General features: G+C 33.5%; 12 protein-coding genes. All 12 read right to left on the reverse strand.

From position 1 onward, the window contains the following. Positions 1 to 19: 19 nt before the first annotated feature. Positions 20 to 601: a Holliday junction branch migration protein RuvA gene (ruvA, locus tag ACNQF6_RS04755; protein WP_417963718.1), complete on the reverse strand. Its 582-nt coding sequence runs from the start codon at positions 599 to 601 to the stop codon at positions 20 to 22. Between the two features lie 95 nt (positions 602 to 696). Then, the gene (locus tag ACNQF6_RS04760) at positions 697 to 2985 is read right to left on the reverse strand and encodes an NADP-dependent malic enzyme (RefSeq protein ID WP_417963720.1); all 2289 of its coding nucleotides are present in this window, start codon (positions 2983 to 2985) and stop codon (positions 697 to 699) included. 159 nt (positions 2986 to 3144) lie between these two features. After that, positions 3145 to 3570 (reverse strand): CBS domain-containing protein, encoded by a 426-nt coding sequence (locus ACNQF6_RS04765; RefSeq protein ID WP_099714312.1) that lies wholly within the window; start codon positions 3568 to 3570, stop codon positions 3145 to 3147. A gap of 70 nt (positions 3571 to 3640) precedes the next feature. Next, on the reverse strand, positions 3641 to 5506 hold the full coding sequence (locus ACNQF6_RS04770) for a trehalase family glycosidase (protein ID WP_417963723.1): 1866 nt from the start codon (positions 5504 to 5506) through the stop codon (positions 3641 to 3643). Beyond that, the gene (locus ACNQF6_RS04775) at positions 5503 to 6717 is read right to left on the reverse strand and encodes an MFS transporter (RefSeq protein ID WP_417963725.1); all 1215 of its coding nucleotides are present in this window, start codon (positions 6715 to 6717) and stop codon (positions 5503 to 5505) included. Before ACNQF6_RS04775 ends, ACNQF6_RS04770 begins: the two co-directional genes overlap by 4 nt. 95 nt (positions 6718 to 6812) lie before the next feature. Further along, positions 6813 to 8549 carry an alpha-amylase family glycosyl hydrolase gene (locus tag ACNQF6_RS04780; RefSeq protein WP_417963727.1) on the reverse strand — a complete coding sequence of 579 codons (1737 nt, stop codon included), beginning with the start codon at positions 8547 to 8549 and terminating at the stop codon, positions 6813 to 6815. A gap of 6 nt (positions 8550 to 8555) precedes the next feature. Then, positions 8556 to 9482: a carbohydrate kinase family protein gene (locus ACNQF6_RS04785; RefSeq protein WP_417963729.1), complete on the reverse strand. Its 927-nt coding sequence runs from the start codon at positions 9480 to 9482 to the stop codon at positions 8556 to 8558. Positions 9483 to 9498: 16 nt separating this feature from the next. Next, positions 9499 to 10803, reverse strand: a complete 1305-nt coding sequence (locus tag ACNQF6_RS04790) for an MFS transporter (RefSeq protein WP_417963731.1) — start codon at positions 10801 to 10803, stop codon at positions 9499 to 9501. A 135-nt stretch (positions 10804 to 10938) separates the two neighbouring features. Further along, a complete protein-coding gene (locus ACNQF6_RS04795) occupies positions 10939 to 11856 on the reverse strand; it encodes a GyrI-like domain-containing protein (protein WP_417963733.1) in 918 nt (305 codons plus the stop codon). After that, positions 11856 to 13211 (reverse strand): vanadium-dependent haloperoxidase, encoded by a 1356-nt coding sequence (locus ACNQF6_RS04800; RefSeq protein ID WP_417963813.1) that lies wholly within the window; start codon positions 13209 to 13211, stop codon positions 11856 to 11858. The genes ACNQF6_RS04795 and ACNQF6_RS04800 overlap by 1 nt, the downstream gene beginning before the upstream one ends. Positions 13212 to 13245: 34 nt before the next feature. Beyond that, on the reverse strand, positions 13246 to 16506 hold the full coding sequence (locus tag ACNQF6_RS04805) for a VCBS repeat-containing protein (RefSeq protein ID WP_417963735.1): 3261 nt from the start codon (positions 16504 to 16506) through the stop codon (positions 13246 to 13248). Continuing rightward, the gene (locus ACNQF6_RS04810) at positions 16499 to 19816 is read right to left on the reverse strand and encodes a VCBS repeat-containing protein (RefSeq protein ID WP_417963737.1); all 3318 of its coding nucleotides are present in this window, start codon (positions 19814 to 19816) and stop codon (positions 16499 to 16501) included. The genes ACNQF6_RS04805 and ACNQF6_RS04810 overlap by 8 nt, the downstream gene beginning before the upstream one ends. Between the last annotated feature and the right edge of the window lie 164 nt (positions 19817 to 19980).

Genomic DNA, 19980 nt, shown 5'->3' on the forward strand with positions numbered 1-19980 from the left:
TCGTGTTACTTGAATACCTCTATAGGTTTTTTAAAGCTTTTTTGATGATTGACTCCACAGAAGCCTCTGGGTCTTCTTTGACAATTTTTTCTACCACTCTTTCTGAAGATTTTCGTAAAAACCCCAAAACTTCCAAAGCTGATAACGCTTCATCTCGATTTGTATTGCTTTGCGACATAGAAACTTCATCTAAATCATACAATTTTAATACTTTGTCTTTCAAATCAAGTATTACTCTTTGCGCTGTTTTGCTCCCTATCCCTTTTATAGACTGAATGGTTACCACATCACCAGATGCAATTGCATTTGTGATTTGTTTTGGGTCTAATGAAGAAAGCATCGTTCGTGCTATACTAGCCCCTATTCCGGAGACTGATAATAACATCTTGAAAATCTCTCTTTCTGACTTTTCCACAAAACCAAAAAGTGTATGCGCATCCTCTTTTATTTGAAGATGCGTATATACTTTTATAAAATCCGTATTTGGAAGCAAAGAATATGTATGTAAAGAAATATTTACATGATAACCAACTCCTCCACAATCAATAACTATATGCGTGGGCGATTTCTCTACTAATTTTCCTTGTAAATGTGCTATCATTAATTCTTAAATATAGCACCAAATATAATAAAATTAGCACATAATTTTATTATATTCATGAATTTAACTTCGCTTATAATTTACAGCTTGTTAAACTAAAGTAAATTTACTTTTTTCTTTCCTTTCTCCTGAGCATCTATCACCGCAATTGCCGCCATGTTTACCATTTCCTCAACACTTGCACCTAATTGAAATATGTGAACTGGTTTCCCCATTCCTAACATAATAGGTCCTATTGAGTCTACTTTATTCAATTCTTTCAATAATTTGTAGGTGATATTAGCTGATTCTAAATTGGGAAAAATCAACGTGTTTACTTTCTTTCCTGCTAACTTCGAAAAAGGGAATTTCTCTTTTAACATTTCAGGGTTCAATGCAAAATCTGCTTGAAGTTCTCCATCAATAACCATATCAGGATGATTTTTATGCAAATAAGCTACTGCCTCTCTAACTTTTCCAGCACTTTCATTTGTAGATGATCCAAAATTAGAAAATGATATCATTGCAATTACTGGTTCAACACCAAACATTTTAGCTGTTTTTGCAGTCATAATAGCAATTTTAGCTAAATCATCCGCAGAAGGATTAATGTTTATTGCGGTATCTGATAAAAACATTGGCCCACGAGCCGTCATCATCATATTTGTAGTAGCAACAATTGAAGCTCCTTGTGCTTTTTCAATAAGCTGCAACATTGGTTTCACCACAGATGGATAACTTCTGGAATGTCCGGTAACTAATGCATCAGCTTCCCCTTCATTGACCATCATTGCTGCAAAATAGTTTCTTTCGCGCATTAATTTTTGTGCGTCCAAAAAGGAAATACCGCGTCTTTGTCTGGAAGACCAATAGGTATTTGCAAACTTATTTCTACGCGCTTCCTCTTCTTTAATTTTAGGATCTATAATTTGAACATCGGCATCAAAACCAATTTCTTCTTTTAATTCTAAAATAATTTCTTTGTTCCCTAATAAAATTGGAAAACCGATACCTTCTTCCAATACAATTTGAGCAGCTTTAAGAACATCTAAATGATCTGCTTCAGCAAAAACAATTTTCTTAGGATCCATCTTAGCTCTGTTTGTAATCAAACGAACCATTTTATTATCATTCCCTAAACGGTCTAATAATTCTTCTTCGTACTTTTTCCAATCCGTAATAGGATTCAATGCCACACCAGAGTCCATAGCTGCTTTTGCAACAGCAGGCGCAACAATAGTTATTAATCGTGGATCAAATGGTTTTGGGATAATATATTCTCTTCCAAAGTTTAATTTTGTAGCTCCGTAAGCAATATTTACTTGTTCAGGCACCGATTCTTTAGTTAATAAAGCCAATGCCTTAACGGCTGCCATTTTCATAGCTTCATTTATCTTGGTAGCACGAACATCTAATGCTCCTCTAAAAATATAAGGAAATCCAAGAACGTTATTCACCTGATTAGGAAAATCAGAACGTCCTGTTGCCATAATAACATCTTTACGAGTTGCAATAGCCAGATTATAATCTATTTCCGGATCTGGATTTGCCATCGCAAAAACGATAGGATTATCAGCCATGCCAAGTAACATTTGCGGGGACATAATTCCTCCCGTGGAAAGACCTAAAAAGATATCAGCACCAACTAATGCTTCTTCAAGACTCATTGGTTTAACATCTTTGGCATATTTTTGTTGTAAAAGAGACAGAGAAGGATTGTCTTTTGTCAAAACTCCTTTACTGTTAAACATTAATATATTCTCCACTTTTACTCCTAATAAAACGTACAAATCAGCACAAGCTAAAGCAGCAGAACCTGCTCCTGAAACGACCATTTTTACATCTTCTGCATTTTTATCCGCTAATTCCAATGCATTCAACAATGCTGCAGATGATATTATGGCTGTTCCATGCTGATCATCGTGCATTACAGGAATATTTAGCTCTTCGACTAATCTTCTTTCAATTTCAAAAGATTCCGGAGCTTTTATATCCTCCAGGTTTATTCCACCAAAAGTTGGTGCTATATTTTTAACCGTTTGAATGAATTCTTCAATATCTTTAGTTCCAATTTCGATGTCAAATACATCAATATCAGCAAAAATTTTAAACAACAATCCTTTCCCTTCCATTACTGGTTTTGAAGCTTCGGGACCAATGTCACCCAATCCTAAAACTGCAGTTCCATTTGTGATTACGGCAACTAAATTTCCTTTTGCAGTATATTTATAAACGTTGTTTACATCTTTGGCAATTTCTAAACACGGCTCAGCTACACCAGGAGAATATGCCAAAGATAAATCTCTTTGTGTTGCATATTTCTTAGTGGGAACTACTTGAATTTTACCAGGAGTAGGCTTTGCGTGGTATAATAATGCTTCTCTTCTTTTGCTATTTTTGTCCATTGTTTTTAGATTTTATTCTAGCGTACAAAGATAGGGCTCTTGATTTAAAAAAAGAGGACTTTTCCCCCATTCTTTTGTATAAAAACAAGCGTATTTTGATTCCAAAAAAAAAGCTGCACTACCGGCAGCTTTTTATAATTATAACTTTTCTGGTTCTTTTTATTGCGTAATATAAGAGTTTAAATGTTGAATGGTATCTTTTTGCATCTCGATTATAGCTTTTACAACGTCACTAATAGAGATAATCCCAATTACAATTTCATTTTCCAGAACTGGCAAATGTCGAACTCTTTTTGTACTCATCAATTCCATGCAGTACTCTAAATTATCCGATGGACTTACCGTTACCACATCTGTTTCCATGATTTCATGAACAAAGGCTTTCTTTGAAGATTTTGCTTTCAAAACAATTTTTCGAGCATAATCTCTTTCAGACAAAACCCCTTTGAGAACAGTATCTTCTATAATAAGAATTGCCCCGATGTTTTTTTCGCTCATCACTGTCAATGCTTCGTATACAGTGTTAGTGGAAAGTATGGAAAAAACTTCCTTTCCTTTAGTGCTTAAAATTTGATTAACCGTCATAATTGATTCATTTAGTGAATTATAAAGTTAAAAAAAATATACATTCAAATAACAAAAATATTTTTTAGCACTAAAATATGTCATCAGGAGAAATCAGCCCTCCTAATTTCTCTTTTAATTCCGCATTCAAAATTTGCAATCCATATTGATAGGAGGCATTCACCCAGCCGAAACCTTCTTTTGCGATGTAATCAAATTCAGTTCCTACATTACCATATTCAGCAAAAACTTTATGTGAACTAATTTCCAAATCAAATTTTTCAGGAATCGTCCCATTATAATCCACCGCATTTCTGGTAATTAACCACAACCAACGGTATACCATTTCTTGTGCTTTATCAAGATAATTATAGTTAATCAATCCTTCCCATAACAACATTTGGTGGGGCGCCCAACCAAAAGGATAATCCCATTGTCGTTGTGGTGCTTCTTCTAAAGCATCTGCTATACTCGCCTTAGTACTTCCTGTAATTCCACCTGTTTTCACAAATTGTGGCAAGGCTACTTCAACTAATTTTTTAGCCTGATTTTCATCACACAAACCAGCCCACAAAGGAAAAAATGTTGTTGCAGCTTCAAACGGGAACTGCTTATGATTCACAAAATCATAATCAAAATACATACTTGCGTCCTCATTCCAGCACAGTTCATTTATTTTATCCTTACGAAAAAGCGCTTGTTGTTCCCATTCCTCCGAAGTATAAATGATATCACCAACTTGAAAAGCGTTCCCGAAATAAGTTTTAATTAGATTGGCGACGTCTTTTTCATACTTATAAAGAAAACTGTTGACATCTACTGAATTCAAATTAGTACATGTATTAATAAGCCGATTTGTGGTGTCGTGACCACTTTCTCTCATACTTCTATCATGAACGAAATAAATATCGAGTTCATCATCAACAAGCGTTCGCTGTAAATATTGCTTTTCGAATTCCCTAATGGGTAAATTATATTTTTTAGCATACGGTTCTAAAACATCATCAAAATGTCCGGGTTCCACTTCAAATGGCATTCCAATTCCATCCGCTTTGTATCGATTTAAACCCGTTGGTGTTAATCGGTTTCCTTGAACCATCCAAACCGTATTGTATTCCAAAATGACCGTTTCCAAATGACTTCTTAACCAGTCTAAACTTGGTATTTTCTTTTTGGCAATTTCTATTAGCAAAGAAGAATATAATGGTGGTTGCGTTCGTGTTAAGTAATAACTTCTATTCGCATTTAGAATTTTTCCGTAGTGGATAATTTGGTATTTAAAATTTTCGGCAATCGCAATCGCTTTGTCTAATTGATTGTCGATTAATAGACCTACACTAATGAAATAGCTATCCCAACCATACATTTCGTTAAATCTTCCGCCAGGAACTATAAAGGGTACGCCTTGCAGACTGTAAATTTTTTGTTCCAAAGCCAAAGCCAGAATTCCCGGTTTCTCATTTAAAGTTTCCACATATTCCACCGAATAATTCTCAGGCAGAATTTCAACTTTAAAATTTGGCAATTGTTTTTCCAATTCCTGAAAATAAGTAACTCCCTGTTTGTCTTTGGCAGAAACATAAAGTGTAGCCACATCACTGGAGGTCTTTTCGTCTTCAATAATTTGTGTCAAACCTTTTTTATCAATTGTACGAGTGAGTTCCTGCCAATAATCCTCTTTGATTTTTCTTGAAATTCGTTGTACTGGATTCTCTTGAATGCGACTCAAATCAACTTCACCCATTTCTGATTTTGTATCCTTAAGTTGTGCTAATTCCTGTAATAAATTGGACAAATGATACGTCCCCACAATCGCTTCCTCTTGTTTAGTGGTTTCGTCTATCAAAATAAATTTTTTTGGGCCATTATCGTCTTTAGTGATTTTTTTGTCCAGATCCGTATCCTCTTGAAGCAATAGTTCTCGGAATACTTTGTCTATGTTGAGTAAGAATTTCATTGTTTAGCAGTAAGTTTTTTTAGAATAAAGAAAGAAATAAGTAATAGCGTCATTGGAATTAATGTATAATAAAATGCATTTTCCGGACCTTCATTTTTAAATAAATAACCAATAACTCTGGAGCCCAAAGTACCTCCAAGTGCAGAAAAAACTACTATTAAACCAGTCATCGAACTGTGTAGTTTTTTAGGCAAGGCACTTAAAACCACTGAATTTAAAAGGGGGTAAATAGGCGCAATAAAAAGTCCTACTAATGGAAAAGCAAATCCTATCAAAGGAATATCACCAAGCGAATTGATTTCTTTGACCTCTAAACCTACTGCTTTAGGAAGTACAAAAATCACAATAAGCATAGCCGCTACGATACAAAAACTAAGTACCCAAATCCAATTGATTCTTTTAGTAATTACACCCGCCAAAAGTCGTCCTACAGCTAATGAAATAGCCAAAATACTTGCCATCATAATGCTGATATTCTCCGGAAGATGCAACACTTTACTATTGAAAGTAGGGAGCCAAGACATAATTCCCTGCTCAATCATTACAAATAGGAACGCACTAATTACAAAAACTATGGTTAACAGTTTTGCGAATAATTTGAACATTTGTTTGAAGTCATCTGCTAAATCTACGCCCGGAATTTCTGTTTGATTTTCGAATTTGGTAAAAAATAAAAAGCCAAAAGACAGTAACGAAATTCCAGCTAATAACCAATAAACATTCAGCCAAGCATCTGGATTTGCATCTGAATTAAAAGCCGGGAACAGGAAATACGCTAAAGCAATTCCTATCATAAAAACGCCTTCAATGCTACTCATCAAACTATTGTGTTCCTGCTGATTTTCTGTTATTGTCCCAATAAGCGAATACACCGATACTTTTATCAATGCAAAAGAAACACCTACGGTAGCAAAAAGTAATTTTGCCGTTCCAAAAGAATTTCCAAAATACATACTTATACAAGCAACAGAAACTAGGGCTAAGCCAATAAGCATGGCTCTTTTATATCCTATTCTGGGCAAAAAAGAAGCGATTAAAAAAGAAACTATCGCAATGGGTAAATCCTTGAAAGCCTCTAAAACGCTAGCCTGCAGTTCATCTACACCATAATTTTTTTGCGCCTTTAATATCACAATTCCTACGCTATTAAGCAGAATAGCAAAAACGAAGTAATTGAGATACATCGCAATTTTAACCGTACTTTTTTTCATTTTTTACTTTTTTGAATAATTATTAGATTTCAGTGCTTTCAGGTAATTATACCTATTACTATAGCTTTTTATTTGTTATTTTGATTAGAGAAAAATTAATAACTCTTAGTGGTTGTTATCTCATTATCAGTATGTTTAATTGTAAAAGCTTTGTTGTTAAGGTTTGCAATTAGGTGCGCAATGCTTGTACCATTAGTCCATTTGATATCTAAGATATCATCCGCAAAATCATTTATTTCTACTTCACCAGAAAATGCATCCGAAGTATTTCTTAAGCGAATTATTTCGAGCTGTTTCTTGACAATTTCTGTTTTCAGACCTTCTTCAATATCATTCATTGACAATGCAGTGCGATTAATTTCTTTATGACCACCACTACCGCCATTATCCGCCGCTTCATAATTATTTTTACCTGAAAAAATATCTAGATACCAAATCTGCGGTATTCCTGGCATAAACATTTGAATGGCTCTAGCAAGCAGTAACTTTTGTTCATTTTCACCCAATGCACTAAAAAACGTGGCATTTATTTGATAATAAGAAATTTTGTTTCCGGATGGGTCATATAGATTTTTGACACGACCACCTCTTTCCATGATTGTATTCATGATACTTTCAATCTCAGCATCTTCTAACAATCCTTTATTATAAACGCCATTTACCTCCTTGCCCTTCAGGTCTAAAACTGGTATTCCATCATGGCAACCAAGCATATTGACCGTTTTATATCCTTTGGTTATAATTTCTTTAGCCCATCGAATTAAAGCGCTGCAAGTTTGACTTTCGATAGTGTGAATGGTTAAGCCTGGCAAGAAAAAATCATAGATATAATACCCTTCATTTGCGACCTCATCATGCAAATGCAAACCATATTCTGCATGAATTTCTGGCAAAAGCATCAAATTATTTTGTTGTGCTATTTTCTTAATAAGCTCTAAATATTCCCAGGTTCCTGGTATATTAAAAAAATTGGATTCTCCCACTTGTTTATGCAGATAGGCAAAAGCATCTAATCTAAGAATAGAACATCCGTATCCACTTAATTTTTTTAGAGTCTCCTCATAAAATTCCCACACTAATGGCGAAGCAGCATTAACGTCCATTTGTCCTAAATAAGATCTTTTTTGTTCTGCTATTTGTAAAATTTCTAATTTAAAAGGAGTACAATCATGAAAATTTAGGATAGCAAAGTCTTGATTATTACTTACAGCTGCGTTCACGAGAGCAACAACCGATTGTTTTTGCGTCTCAGTCAACCCTTCAATAGACTGCAAATCAGCTTCGGCAATTGGATTGTAGGTGATTTGCTGATAAAAGGTATTCCAATAGGGTTGTTCACTCCCATCCGGAAAACGTACTTTTAATATAGGTAAACCTGACTTTCTCATGAATAATTTATTGAGAAATTCTGGTTTTGGTATTATAACTCCAACTTCATTCTTCGTTCCGTTTCCTTCCCAGAATTCATTCCAATTGATAAAAAAATCTTTGAATTTAGATTTATCCCCATGTTGCAGCATGTCTTTAAACTGAGGAGAAGCAACAGAGAGATGATTTAATACAATATCAAATTTCAGTTTTATTTGGAGTTCACTCAAGTCCTTTAAATCTTTCTCATCTACTAACTCCTTGTTTATATCATAATCAATAATAGAGAAACCTCTATCTAAATCACTGTTAAAAAAGGTAGGCAAAACGTATATTAGAGAAAACACATCTTTAAATTCTTCCATTTTAAGCATGGCTATTGAATCCCTAAATTTTTCTCCAATACTATCCGGATAAACATTAAGCATTACACCATTGCTGATATTTTTATTGTCTTGTATCATTGTATTTTAAAGAAGTTTAGAAAGGATATTGATATTATCTGGAAGTCGACCTACATTTTGCAGTTTTAAAGCGGCTAACTTTAAAGCGATATCCAAACATTCATGAATTGATTTTTCTTTTATGTAAGCAAACAAAAATCCAGACCAAAAAGCATCACCCGCTCCCGTAGAATCCATCACTTTGTCAATTTTTATTGCCGGCATTTGTATTACTTCTTTCCCTTTTTGAGATAATTTCACCCCTTTGCTACCTAAGGTTAAGCAAACCAAATCCACACCTTGCTGGTGAAAAAATTCGAATATCTCTTCATGTGGAAGTTCTTTTTCAAAAAGACGCAACATATCATCCTCACTAATTTTTATTAGTGGATTGAACTGGCAATAGGTTTTGATAACTTTGAAAGCCTTTTTTTGACTTTTCCATAATTTTCTTGCATAGTTAAGATCAATACTTAGCTTACATCCTAAATCGTGCGCTTCTTGGGCTTTCTTCAAGATTGTTTTTTGCGCCGGATTCTTACTCAATGCGAAACAAGTGGTATGGAATATCTTTGTATTAGATAGTATTTCCTTTGAGATTTGTTCTTCATAAATACAACAATCTGCCGAACGATAAGGTATAAAATCAGGTGTACCCTCAGACCTTGAAACAAAAATCACACTAGTCGACTTATCGTCTAGAACGTTAAGATGTTCTGTATTCACTCCAACACTTGTTAAGCGTTCCGTAATATAAGAACCAAAACCATCGTTCCCCACCGTGGCAACCATAATAGTATTCAAACCTAATCGTGTGGAATTCATCGCCACATTAGTAGGTGAGCCTCCTAAATACCTATGATAATCCCTGGTTTCGTTAATCAGCACACCCTCTTGATGCCCTATAAAATCAACCAGTACTTCACCAACACAAAGAATATCTATAGTTTTCATCTTATTATTTATTATATTATTCACTTACGTTAGTTTTTTTGTTTTTGATTAATAAAGTACAGATTGCAGCAAGAACTAATAATACTCCTGCAAAAGTAATTGCTTGACGGGGATCGTTATCTAAGAAGTTCTTTAGAATGTAACCAAATGACAGATTTTGAATTATCATCGGAATAACAATCATCATATTAATAATTCCCATGTAAACTCCATAACGCTCTTTTGGAACAACAGCAACAACCATCAAATACGGTATTCCCATCATACTTGCCCAAGCAATTCCGTAACCTATAATCACTGCAAAAAATACATATTGATTTTGCACCATCGGAAACCATAAAAAAGAAACGGCTCCAAATAACAGACATACAAAATGAATCATTTTAGCACCGTGTTTCTTGGCTAATTTTGCCAAATAAAAAGCAATTGAAAAGGTAACAATAAAACCAAAAGCACCAATTAATCCATTCCATTCTACTGCTTTTTCATACCCCATCACGTTCTTTGGAGTTACATTCCACACAGATAAGGCAATACTTTTTGAATTGTTTTGCCAATAGCACATCATAGCATACCACTGAAAAAGATACACCAGAAAAAGTTGCCACATCACTGTTGGCATTTCTAAAACGGCCTGATAAATATCAATAAAGGGTGAAAAAATCTTTAATGGTTCTGCTTTTAAAATGGCTATTTCTTCTGCCGTTGGCGGGATTTCTTTCGTTTTGTTCATACTCCACCATATTGACGAGATTGAAAGGATTGCACCTAAAAAGAAGGATGCGTAAATCCAAGTGGGTAACGATCCGGTATAACCAACAAAAACAATTGGAAACAGAAAAAGAGAAATATAAGCGAGAAACTGCCCGAAACCAGTAAAGAAACTCTGCGCCTGAAAACCTGTTGGCTGCTGCTCTTCGTCTAGTGTATCTGCAATAAAAGCACGATAAGGTTCCATAGCAGTATTATTTCCAATATCTAAAATCCAAAGCAAACCTGCTGCCATCCACAAGGAACTGCTAAATGGGAATAGAAATAAAGCGATACTACAAATTATTGCTCCAATAAAAAAGTATGGTTTTCGTCTTCCCCATCTTGGATGCCAGGTTTTATCACTCATTGCTCCAATTATGGGTTGAATCAATAAGCCCGTTAAAGGACCTGCAAGATTAAGTATCGGAATTTGATCTGGACTTGCATGTAAAAAATCATAAATAGGATTTACGGCACTTTGTTGCAAACCAAAACTGTATTGTATTCCAAAAAAACCAACATTCATATTGATTATCTGCCAAAAGCTCAATTTTACTTTTAAATTCATTCTAGATGATTAATTTGTTAATTTTTTATAAATTTAATTTTAAAATTGCCAATTAAAAATAGAATAAAAACAAAAACGTTTTCGGAAGACCCGAAAACGTTTTCGATAATTTTAAATCATCTAAAAAATTACTCTTTATTTTGAAGCAAAAGGAATGATTATTTTCGTTTCCCATTGTAGCTCTTCTCCGCCATTAAATGGATTGGACAAGAAATGTTCCAGTACTTTATTTTCCAATTTAAGATTGTGCTTTTTGGCATGATCCATCAAGGCAAACCAAGCTCTGTCTGATGTCCTAAAATTTCCGTAATAAGTAGCCTTCAATCCTCTGACAGCAGGTAAGGTTTTGAATTTTACAACTTCATTTTCAATGATTTTGGTGTTTTTATCAATTGGGAAGCAATAATTAAAATCGATAGTTTCTTTGTCTAAATTCCAATTTGTAATTTCAACATAAGGTCTTCCTATTATTTTGATTTGATTTTCAAAAAGGAATCCGGTAATTAAAGCATCATTAGCAATCATATTTTGTGCTTTTTCCTGTAAAACACTTTTCAAACTAATGTAGGCAACAAATGTTTCTTCAGAAAAACCTTCTCCGTCAATTCTTACTTTAAAATTTTTCAAATGATCGCTCAATCCTTTCTTAAAATCAGTAACTTTTCTAATTTGTTCTTGTTTGAACTTAGTATTAAAAAATGGAGCCGTTAATTTATTATACAAGCTGTGATTTAAATCTTTAATCCCAACATTCACTTTTGTCACTGAATCATTTATGTACGTAATATTCCAGATGTATTCCATTTGAGCATCACCTTTTTTCATTTTTTGTCTAATGAAATCAAAATTTCTCTTTTCTAAAATGGTAAAACTTTCTTTTTCACTTATCATTTGAATAGCAGACCATTCCTGAATTCCTTGGAAAACTGTTCCTGTAGCCGCTTTTACTTTAAAAGAAACACAATAATCGGTTTCTTTTATGAACAAATACCAAACTAAAAATAAACAGAATAAGGCACTAAATCCTATAATAATTTTTTTTCTAACAGCCATTATTTCTTAAGCATCTTTAATTTATTATTAATATAATCTCCAATAGTATTACCTTGAGAAACACCATTTTCAATAGCAGCTCTGTAATGAATTCCTCCATAAAGTCTGCTAATTGATGCTTCCTCGGCAGCTTGTTTAAATGATTTAAAAGCTCTTTTAGGCAACCCAAAAGGAACTTCTGAATCATCGATATAACTAAAATTATCTCCAAAAATAGAGGTTAGAATAATTGCCGAACACGAAGACACCACTGAATGTCCGCTTACATATTCCGGAAAAGGAGGTGTTTGTAATTGTGGTCTCCAGTTCTCATCTATGTTTTGATTAATATATGTTTCAGGACGTACAACATTACTTCTATACTTTTCGTCCCAGCAACTAATGAAGCAGTCAAAAATTCCAATTGATGTTATAGTGTAAGCAAAAACAGTAGTTTCAAAATCTGATTTTGATTTTTTTAAAGCAATTTTAGTAATGTTAATCCAATGTGCATCTGGTGTGTTTTTTTTCTTCGCAAACATCATATGACCCTGTATCACTGTCGCATATGGGTTACAATCCCAAAATGAGGCAATTTCTGATTCTTCTGGAATTGGTTTGCTTTGATTTTTCTCTACTTCAATTAATTTTTTGGAAATCAAATTCCCGACATCGTAGGTTTCTTTTGCTTCTTTGTAAAAAGCAGAATTTTTATCAGTAGAAAAAGGATGAGGTGCTATGGGTTTAAATTGAGATGCCGAATCCATTACTAAAGTCCTTATTTCTCCCCAATGCGGTTCCACACCATCCATATAAGATGGCGGAGTTGGCTGCCATCTTCCGGGTTGATCTGAATAAACTGAAAATTTAGAAGAAGTTCGAGTTTGCTTGTAATTATCTTTTCCCATCCACATTTTGATTCTGTCTACCACTTTTAAAGCGTATTCTTTAGAAACATCAAATTCTTTTTGATTTTCAGCACCCCACTTTTCATATAGACTATCTCTGTATTTTTCTAAAGCTTCCTCCGAAAAAATCAATTGTTTACTCACTTCAATATGGGCAATAAGTGCTGCTAAATTTTTATTTACTCCACTTTTCGGATCTAGTTTAGGAATAGAATCTAATCCTTTTAACTGCCCCTGTAAACTTTCATATTTAGTGTTGTTTTGAGCCATAATCTCATACGCGGCAACATTAGGATACACATAAATTCTACTGGCAACCGGAGGCGAAAATATATCATGAACCATAATTCCTGTTACAGTATCAACTGCAGCACAGAAGTCATCGGTCGTCACTTTAATTGGAGTCTCTTTTTTACATGAAGTTAAAAAAAGCATCACAAGTCCTAAAAGAAAAATTTTAGAATTCATGTTATTGGATTTACTTGTTTTGTTTGTCATTAAATTATTTTTTAACTGAAGGCATTTCATACAATTCCGCCTTCTTATTATTGATAGTAATCAACATATATTTCTTTCCATTGAAATTGACAATATCCAGGTGTCTAACTGCTTTTTGGGTCAAATCAATTCCTATTTGATTACCTAAAAACATGGTTTTATCATTCTTGATTAAAGCTCCTGAAAATCCGTCAAACCTACTGTGATAAGGAGAAACCCCAAAGTAATTTCCTGCTGCAAAAACTTCTTCTTTCGCATCTGAATCGAAATTAGATTTCAGAAAACTAGTAATAGGAGCGACTTGCATTTTATTCGAAAAAGGAACAAAAGTAAACTTCCCTTTATCATTTCTCAAATAGCCCGATTTCAAATTATGAACTTCGAACAACTTTCCTTTCTCCAGCATTTTTGGATCAAAAACTTCTTCAAGTGTTTTTCCTGCAAAGGATTTGTAACTGTTGAATTTCTTTTTTAGCATCCCGCTGAATTGTTCTGCAAGTTCATCAAGACCTAATGTAGTGTAATATTGCCCTTTCTTTTCTATTGCCACAATTGTTTCAAAAGATCCGTTAGTATCAAAATCATCATAATACATTTTCATTGGAAAATCCTGTGAAGCTTTAAATTTAGAATTCATTCCCCAGTTTCCTACCAAGTAATCTTGGTCACCATCATGATCTATATCAAAAGAAAGTACTGATTGCCACAATCCATTGCTTTTTTCTGGAAGAATGGTTGCTGTTACATCCGTAAATTTACCGTTTTTATTAGCAAAAAAAGTAGGTTTCATCCACTCACCCACTACAATTAAATCTATTTTTCCGTCTTTATTAAAATCACTGAAAATAGCATCCGTTACCATCCCTATTTTCTCAAAAGTTTTGTTTTGAACAATAGTAAACACTCCTTTATTGTTGTTTAACAAATAACAATCTGGCATGCTTCCAAATCTATTATTGATTGAATTATTCCCAACAAAAACATCTAAATCACCATCTTTATCATAGTCAAAAGCCTTTACCACGGATGCATTTTGAGTCAACTTAGGCAACTTAGCATTCAGCAATTGATTGTTTGTATTTAAATATAAACGGTCTTGCAAATTAGATGCATTTTCACCTCCACCGGAAGCCACATATAAATCATTTGTTTTATCGTTATTGAAATCGCCTATAACAGCTGAAGCATCTTCAAAAACAGAATCCTTTTCAATTTCAGCTAGCCCTTTTTTAGAAAATCCGGTAGCATTTTGAAAATAAATTGCAGCTTTTTTACCTTTAGAGCCCCCAAAGAAAATATCCTCTTTACCATCACCATTCAAGTCACCAATTGCAGTAGCTGCACCACGATCAGTGCGTTGGTATGGAATTAATTTTTGGCTTAAAATATCAATAAAATCATTTTCCTGATGCACAAAGTCGATTCCTAAACCCGTTTCCAACTTTTTGAAAATTGGCAAAACACTTGGATGCAATTTTTTATAATCAAAAGCTTTTCTATTTTGATTGGCTTTTATGGCAAGCGTTTGGCACGTTTTAACATTCTTTATTGTTTGATACGTTTTATCTGGCCAAATCACCACTAACGAATCTATCTTAGTTATTTTTCCATAACCAAAATGAATCATTGGTTCTGATGAAGACTGAAATCCTCTTGTAGTTTGCAGTTCCTTGAATTGTTTTTTTCCTTTTGAATAAGAAATTACTTTGGCTCCAATCCCAAAAGTGTTTTTTCCGGCAAACCTAAGTTTTAATTTTAAATAGTTTGATTTTGTATCTGTTTTATTAATGTAAACTGAAGCCGTAGCATTTGTATTATTGGTAATTACGTCTAAATCTCCATCATTATCAATATCTGCATAGCCACTACCATTTGATATTATAGAATCATTTTCTATCCAATCACTTGAACGGTTTTTAAACTGTAAATCAGCTGCACCTTGAAAAACATAATTTGTCACATTTCCCTTTGGCATTCGCTTCAAAGCTTCTTTATCCAATAACTTCGTCGTACTGATTTTACTTTTTATTTGATCATTGGAATAGTATTTCACGTAATCCAAATCATTAGGTCGCTTAGGAATTCCGTTACTCACAAAAATATCCTGCTCTCCATCTTGATCATAATCACCAAATAAAGTGCTCCAACTCCAATCAGTCGCTGCTACACCGCTCAACAAAGCTGTTTCAGTGAAACCGCCTCCCGCTTGATTAAGCTGTAGCATATTTCTGGAGTACTGATAATGATAACCTAGTTTTTCGGTTCTCATTTTTAGCATTTGCACGTTATCATCACCTAAAGAGGATTTCAAAACTTTTTCATCTTCAGGCAACATATCTAAACTCAAAATGTCAGGGAAACCGTCATGATTTACATCTGCAACATCAACCCCCATTGAAAAACGACTCGTGTGTCCAAAATATTGTTTCAAACTTTCCGTAAAAGTTCCGTCCCCATTATTTAGATAGTAATAATCATCTTCGTGAAAATCATTTCCCACATAAATATCAGGATAACCATCTAGATTAAAATCAGAAACTGCCAATCCCAAACCATATCCATTAGCACCGCCAAAAATTCCTGCCAGCTCACTTACATCTACAAATTTTCCGTTATCATTTCGAAATAATTTATCCCCGCATTCATAGCTTCTTTTATTTCTAATGTCCGCATTTCCAAAAGATGACTCAGAGTGTACGGCGTGATTCAATAAATACATATCTAGATCCCCATCTAAATCATAATCAAAAAACGCTACCGAAGAGCTGTAATTATCTAAATCCAATCCGTATTCAGCCGCGCTTTCGGTAAACGTATTATCCTTGTTATTGATAAACAACTCATTTTGACCTTCAAAACCATTAATCCCAACGACCGCACAAACATAAATATCTAGATATCCATCTCCATTTACGTCAGCCATAACGGTACCGGCGTTCCAATCACTTTGTCCTTCTACTCCGGCTTTTGCTGAAATGTCTTCAAATTTATTTTTCCCTTTATTCAAGTACAATTTATTTTTTCCTTGATTAGAAGTAAAATAAACATCCACCAAACCATCATTATTGATGTCACCAAGAGCTACACCTCCGCCATTATAATAATAGAGGTAATCTAAAATAGAGATATTTTTGGACTCAACTAATTCGTTATTGAAAGTAATATTACTTTCATCAGAAGACAATTTTTCAAACAATTGTCCTTCTTTTTTGGAACAACCCATAAACAGCAATGAAGCCAGTCCTATTCTGAAAAAATTATTCATGGCGTGTAAATATTTTAGGAGTATTATCATTAACTACAGCTATAATTGAAACCGTTTTATTTTTGTCTTTTACTATTTTCATTTGTTTCACTTCCCCTTTTATGAAGAAACCTGATTTATTATAGGGCAACCAGGAAAAAGTTCCACTTTTGCTTCCTAAAAGCACACTGCCATAATTAGAATCCAGTCGGGAGAATTGTGGTTTGAATTCGTATTGATTTCCACCTAAAATTAAATCCAAAATTCCATCATTATTCACGTCCATTGTAGTAATGGTGTTTACACAAGAAAATTGAACTTCTTTTGGAAGTGCTTTTATCTCAAACTTACCATTTCCTTTGTTGATTGCAATAACACTTTCTTGAATATTCACTGTCCTTTGAATCGAATTATCAACTACTTCCTTCGCAAATAATTCCTGAAATGTTTTCTTGGAATAATCTGCATAGCTCAAGTTTTTCTTCTTAATCGAAGGAATTTGTTTGGCCAATTCTTGTTTTAGATTTATTGGTAAATCTTTACCTTCAATTGATCTGGTTGCTATTTGTTCTATAGTTCCATTATTATCAAAATCATTGGTAAACAATTTCATAGGATTTGTATTGGTCGCTTTGTAGGTTGTATTAGTTCCTTTATTCCCCAGAATCAAATCTTTTTTACCGTCATTGTTCAAGTCAACACAACTTACGGCATTCCAAAAACCAAGATACCCTGTAAGATTAGATTTGAATTCTATCAATCGGCGTCCATTATTTTTGAAAATCATAGGTGCAGTCCAATCTCCCACTAATATTAAATCTTTTTTGGAATCGTTATCAATATCTTCCCAAATTGCATCTGTTATCATTCCAACTGCATTAATTTTAAATGCTTTTTTATCAGTTACATTGGTGAAATTTCCTTTTCCATCATTTTCCAATAACAAATGCTTAGGATCAATTCCGTAAACACCGGGAACGCTTCGACTTCCTATAAACACATCAATATCACCATCATTATCAAAATCATTTGGCGCTATTACTGAAACGTTATTATTCGTTGTTAGCATATTGGTTTTGCTTTTTACAAAAACTTCTTTACCGTTATTCAAATACAGACGGTTTTTATAATTAGCCTGATCCGATTTTTCGTTTCCACCAGAACCTACTAGTAAATCGATGTCTCCATCATTATCAGCATCAAAAAAACTGGCAGCAGTATCTTCAAAAGTTGCATCTGCCTGTAAGTCTTTTTGGTCTGTAACTGAATAATTACCATTCCCTTTATTTAAATATATTTTACCGGATTGCCCTTTGGCTCCGCCAATAAATACATCCTCATTCCCATCACCGTTTATATCAGCAACTGCGAGTGAAGGTCCTTCTTGTGAAAGCATTTTGGAGATTAATCCTTCATGATCAAAATCAACATAATTATTTTCTTTGTGTGCTGAGAAAATTGTTTTCTTTTCAGCAAACAATGGTTTTGGCTTGTCATTTTTAGGAACATAATCTACTTTAGCATTGGCAATGTCCAAATTTAAAGTGCTATTATTGGTGATTTTTTTAATTGTTTGAGATTTACCATTTGGCCAAATTACTTGCAATGAATCAATTTTTTTGGTTCCAATTCCAAAAGTCATTATATAATCGATAGAAGATTGAAACCCTCTTGAAGGAATTAATTCTTGTCTAAGAATTTCTTTACCAGAGAATAATTCCACAACACTTCCAACAGCAAACTTGTTTTGATTATCTCCTTTTAGTTTTACCTTAATATAATGATTTTTCTTGTTTTTCTCTGAATTATTTCGATATACAAAAGATTCCATGTTGACATTATTAACAATCAAATCTAAATCCCCGTCATTATCTAAATCCCCGTACGCGGCACCGTTAGAAAAACTTGGAGTATCTAATCCCCATTTCATAGCTTCATTGCTAAAGGTCAGGTTTTTATTATTCTTGAAGGCGTAATTTGGTATCGGCGTGCTTGGCATTTTACTGATAATAGTCTGAATTTCTTCTTTTTTACCTGTAACCACCATTTTTTGCATAAACTCATTGGCAAAAAAATCAACAAAATCCTGATTGGTTAAATCGTTATAAATTCCGTTACAAACGTAGATATCTTTATAACCATCATTGTCCATATCAAATAATAAAGCGCCCCAACTCCAGTCAGTTTTAGCAACGCCGGCATGATTTGCTATTTCAAGGAATTGATTATCACCATTGTTTATTTGCAATGTATTTTGCATGTATTGATAGTAGAAATCCAGATTTACTTTTCTAGTAAATAAATCATAGTTTTCAAAATTTGTAGTCGTTTTTAAGCGTTCGTCCGGTTCAGGTAACATATCTGTTACAAAAATATCGGCTTTCCCGTCATTGTTGACATCGGCCATATCAGCTCCCATTGAAGATTGACTAATGTGTGATGTCCATCCCTGAATTTGTTCGGTAAAGGTTCCGTTTTTATTATTTATATATAAATAATCTCTTTCATAAAAATCATTTGAAATATAAATATCCGGATACAAATCTCCATTTACATCTCCTACTGTAACTCCAAGACCAAAGCCTATTAAACTACCATATATTCCTGATTTCTCACTTACATCAACAAATTTTCCGTTATCATTGCGCAGTAGTTTATCACCTCCACCTTTCAGAATTTCCGCTACATCCCAATCTTTATCTCTTAAGTCTCTTTTGTTGGAATAATTAAGACTGCTTACCGGGATAAAACTGTTGTTCAGAATATATACATCTAAATCACCATCTTTATCATAATCAAAAAAAGCAGCATGTGTAGTTATACCTGTGTCAGCTAGATTGTATTCATCTGCTTTTTCGGTAAAAGTATTATTGCCATTATTTATAAAAAGTTCATTTTTTTGTTGATTACCCAGACTATTTCCTGCATTACATACATAAATATCGAGTAACCCATCGGCATTTAAATCAACCATTACAACACCAGTTGACCAAGTTTTGGTTCCTTCAACACCAGCTTTTTTAGAAATATCCTCGAATTTAAAATTTCCTTTATTTAAGTAGAGTTTATTGGTTCCAAGATTTGAAGTGAAATATACATCTGAACGACCATCATTGTTGATATCTCCAATAGCGACACCGCCACCATTATAAAAATTTCTGTACTTGAATATGTTCATGTCTGCGCCATTTTTAACTTCATTGAGGAAATTAATTCCGGTTTCTGAAGCATCCAATTTGGAGAATAAGGCATCTTTATTTTCTGAGTTTTCTTTGGAGCAATTGACAAAAAGAAGAATTAAAATAGAAAAGAAAATAGAACGAGTAAACATATTATATGCAGTATTTAGTTATAACATTTAAGAGGAAAGAAAGGCCTAATTTATATAATATTCAGTAAATAAAACAAAGAATTGAGTTAAAATTAAAAAAATAAAGAGGGCAATACTATTGCCCTCTTTATAACTAACTCAAAAATATAATAATAATTTAAAAA

The organism is Flavobacterium pasteuri (genome assembly GCF_048286615.1).
GTDB lineage: Bacteria > Bacteroidota > Bacteroidia > Flavobacteriales > Flavobacteriaceae > Flavobacterium.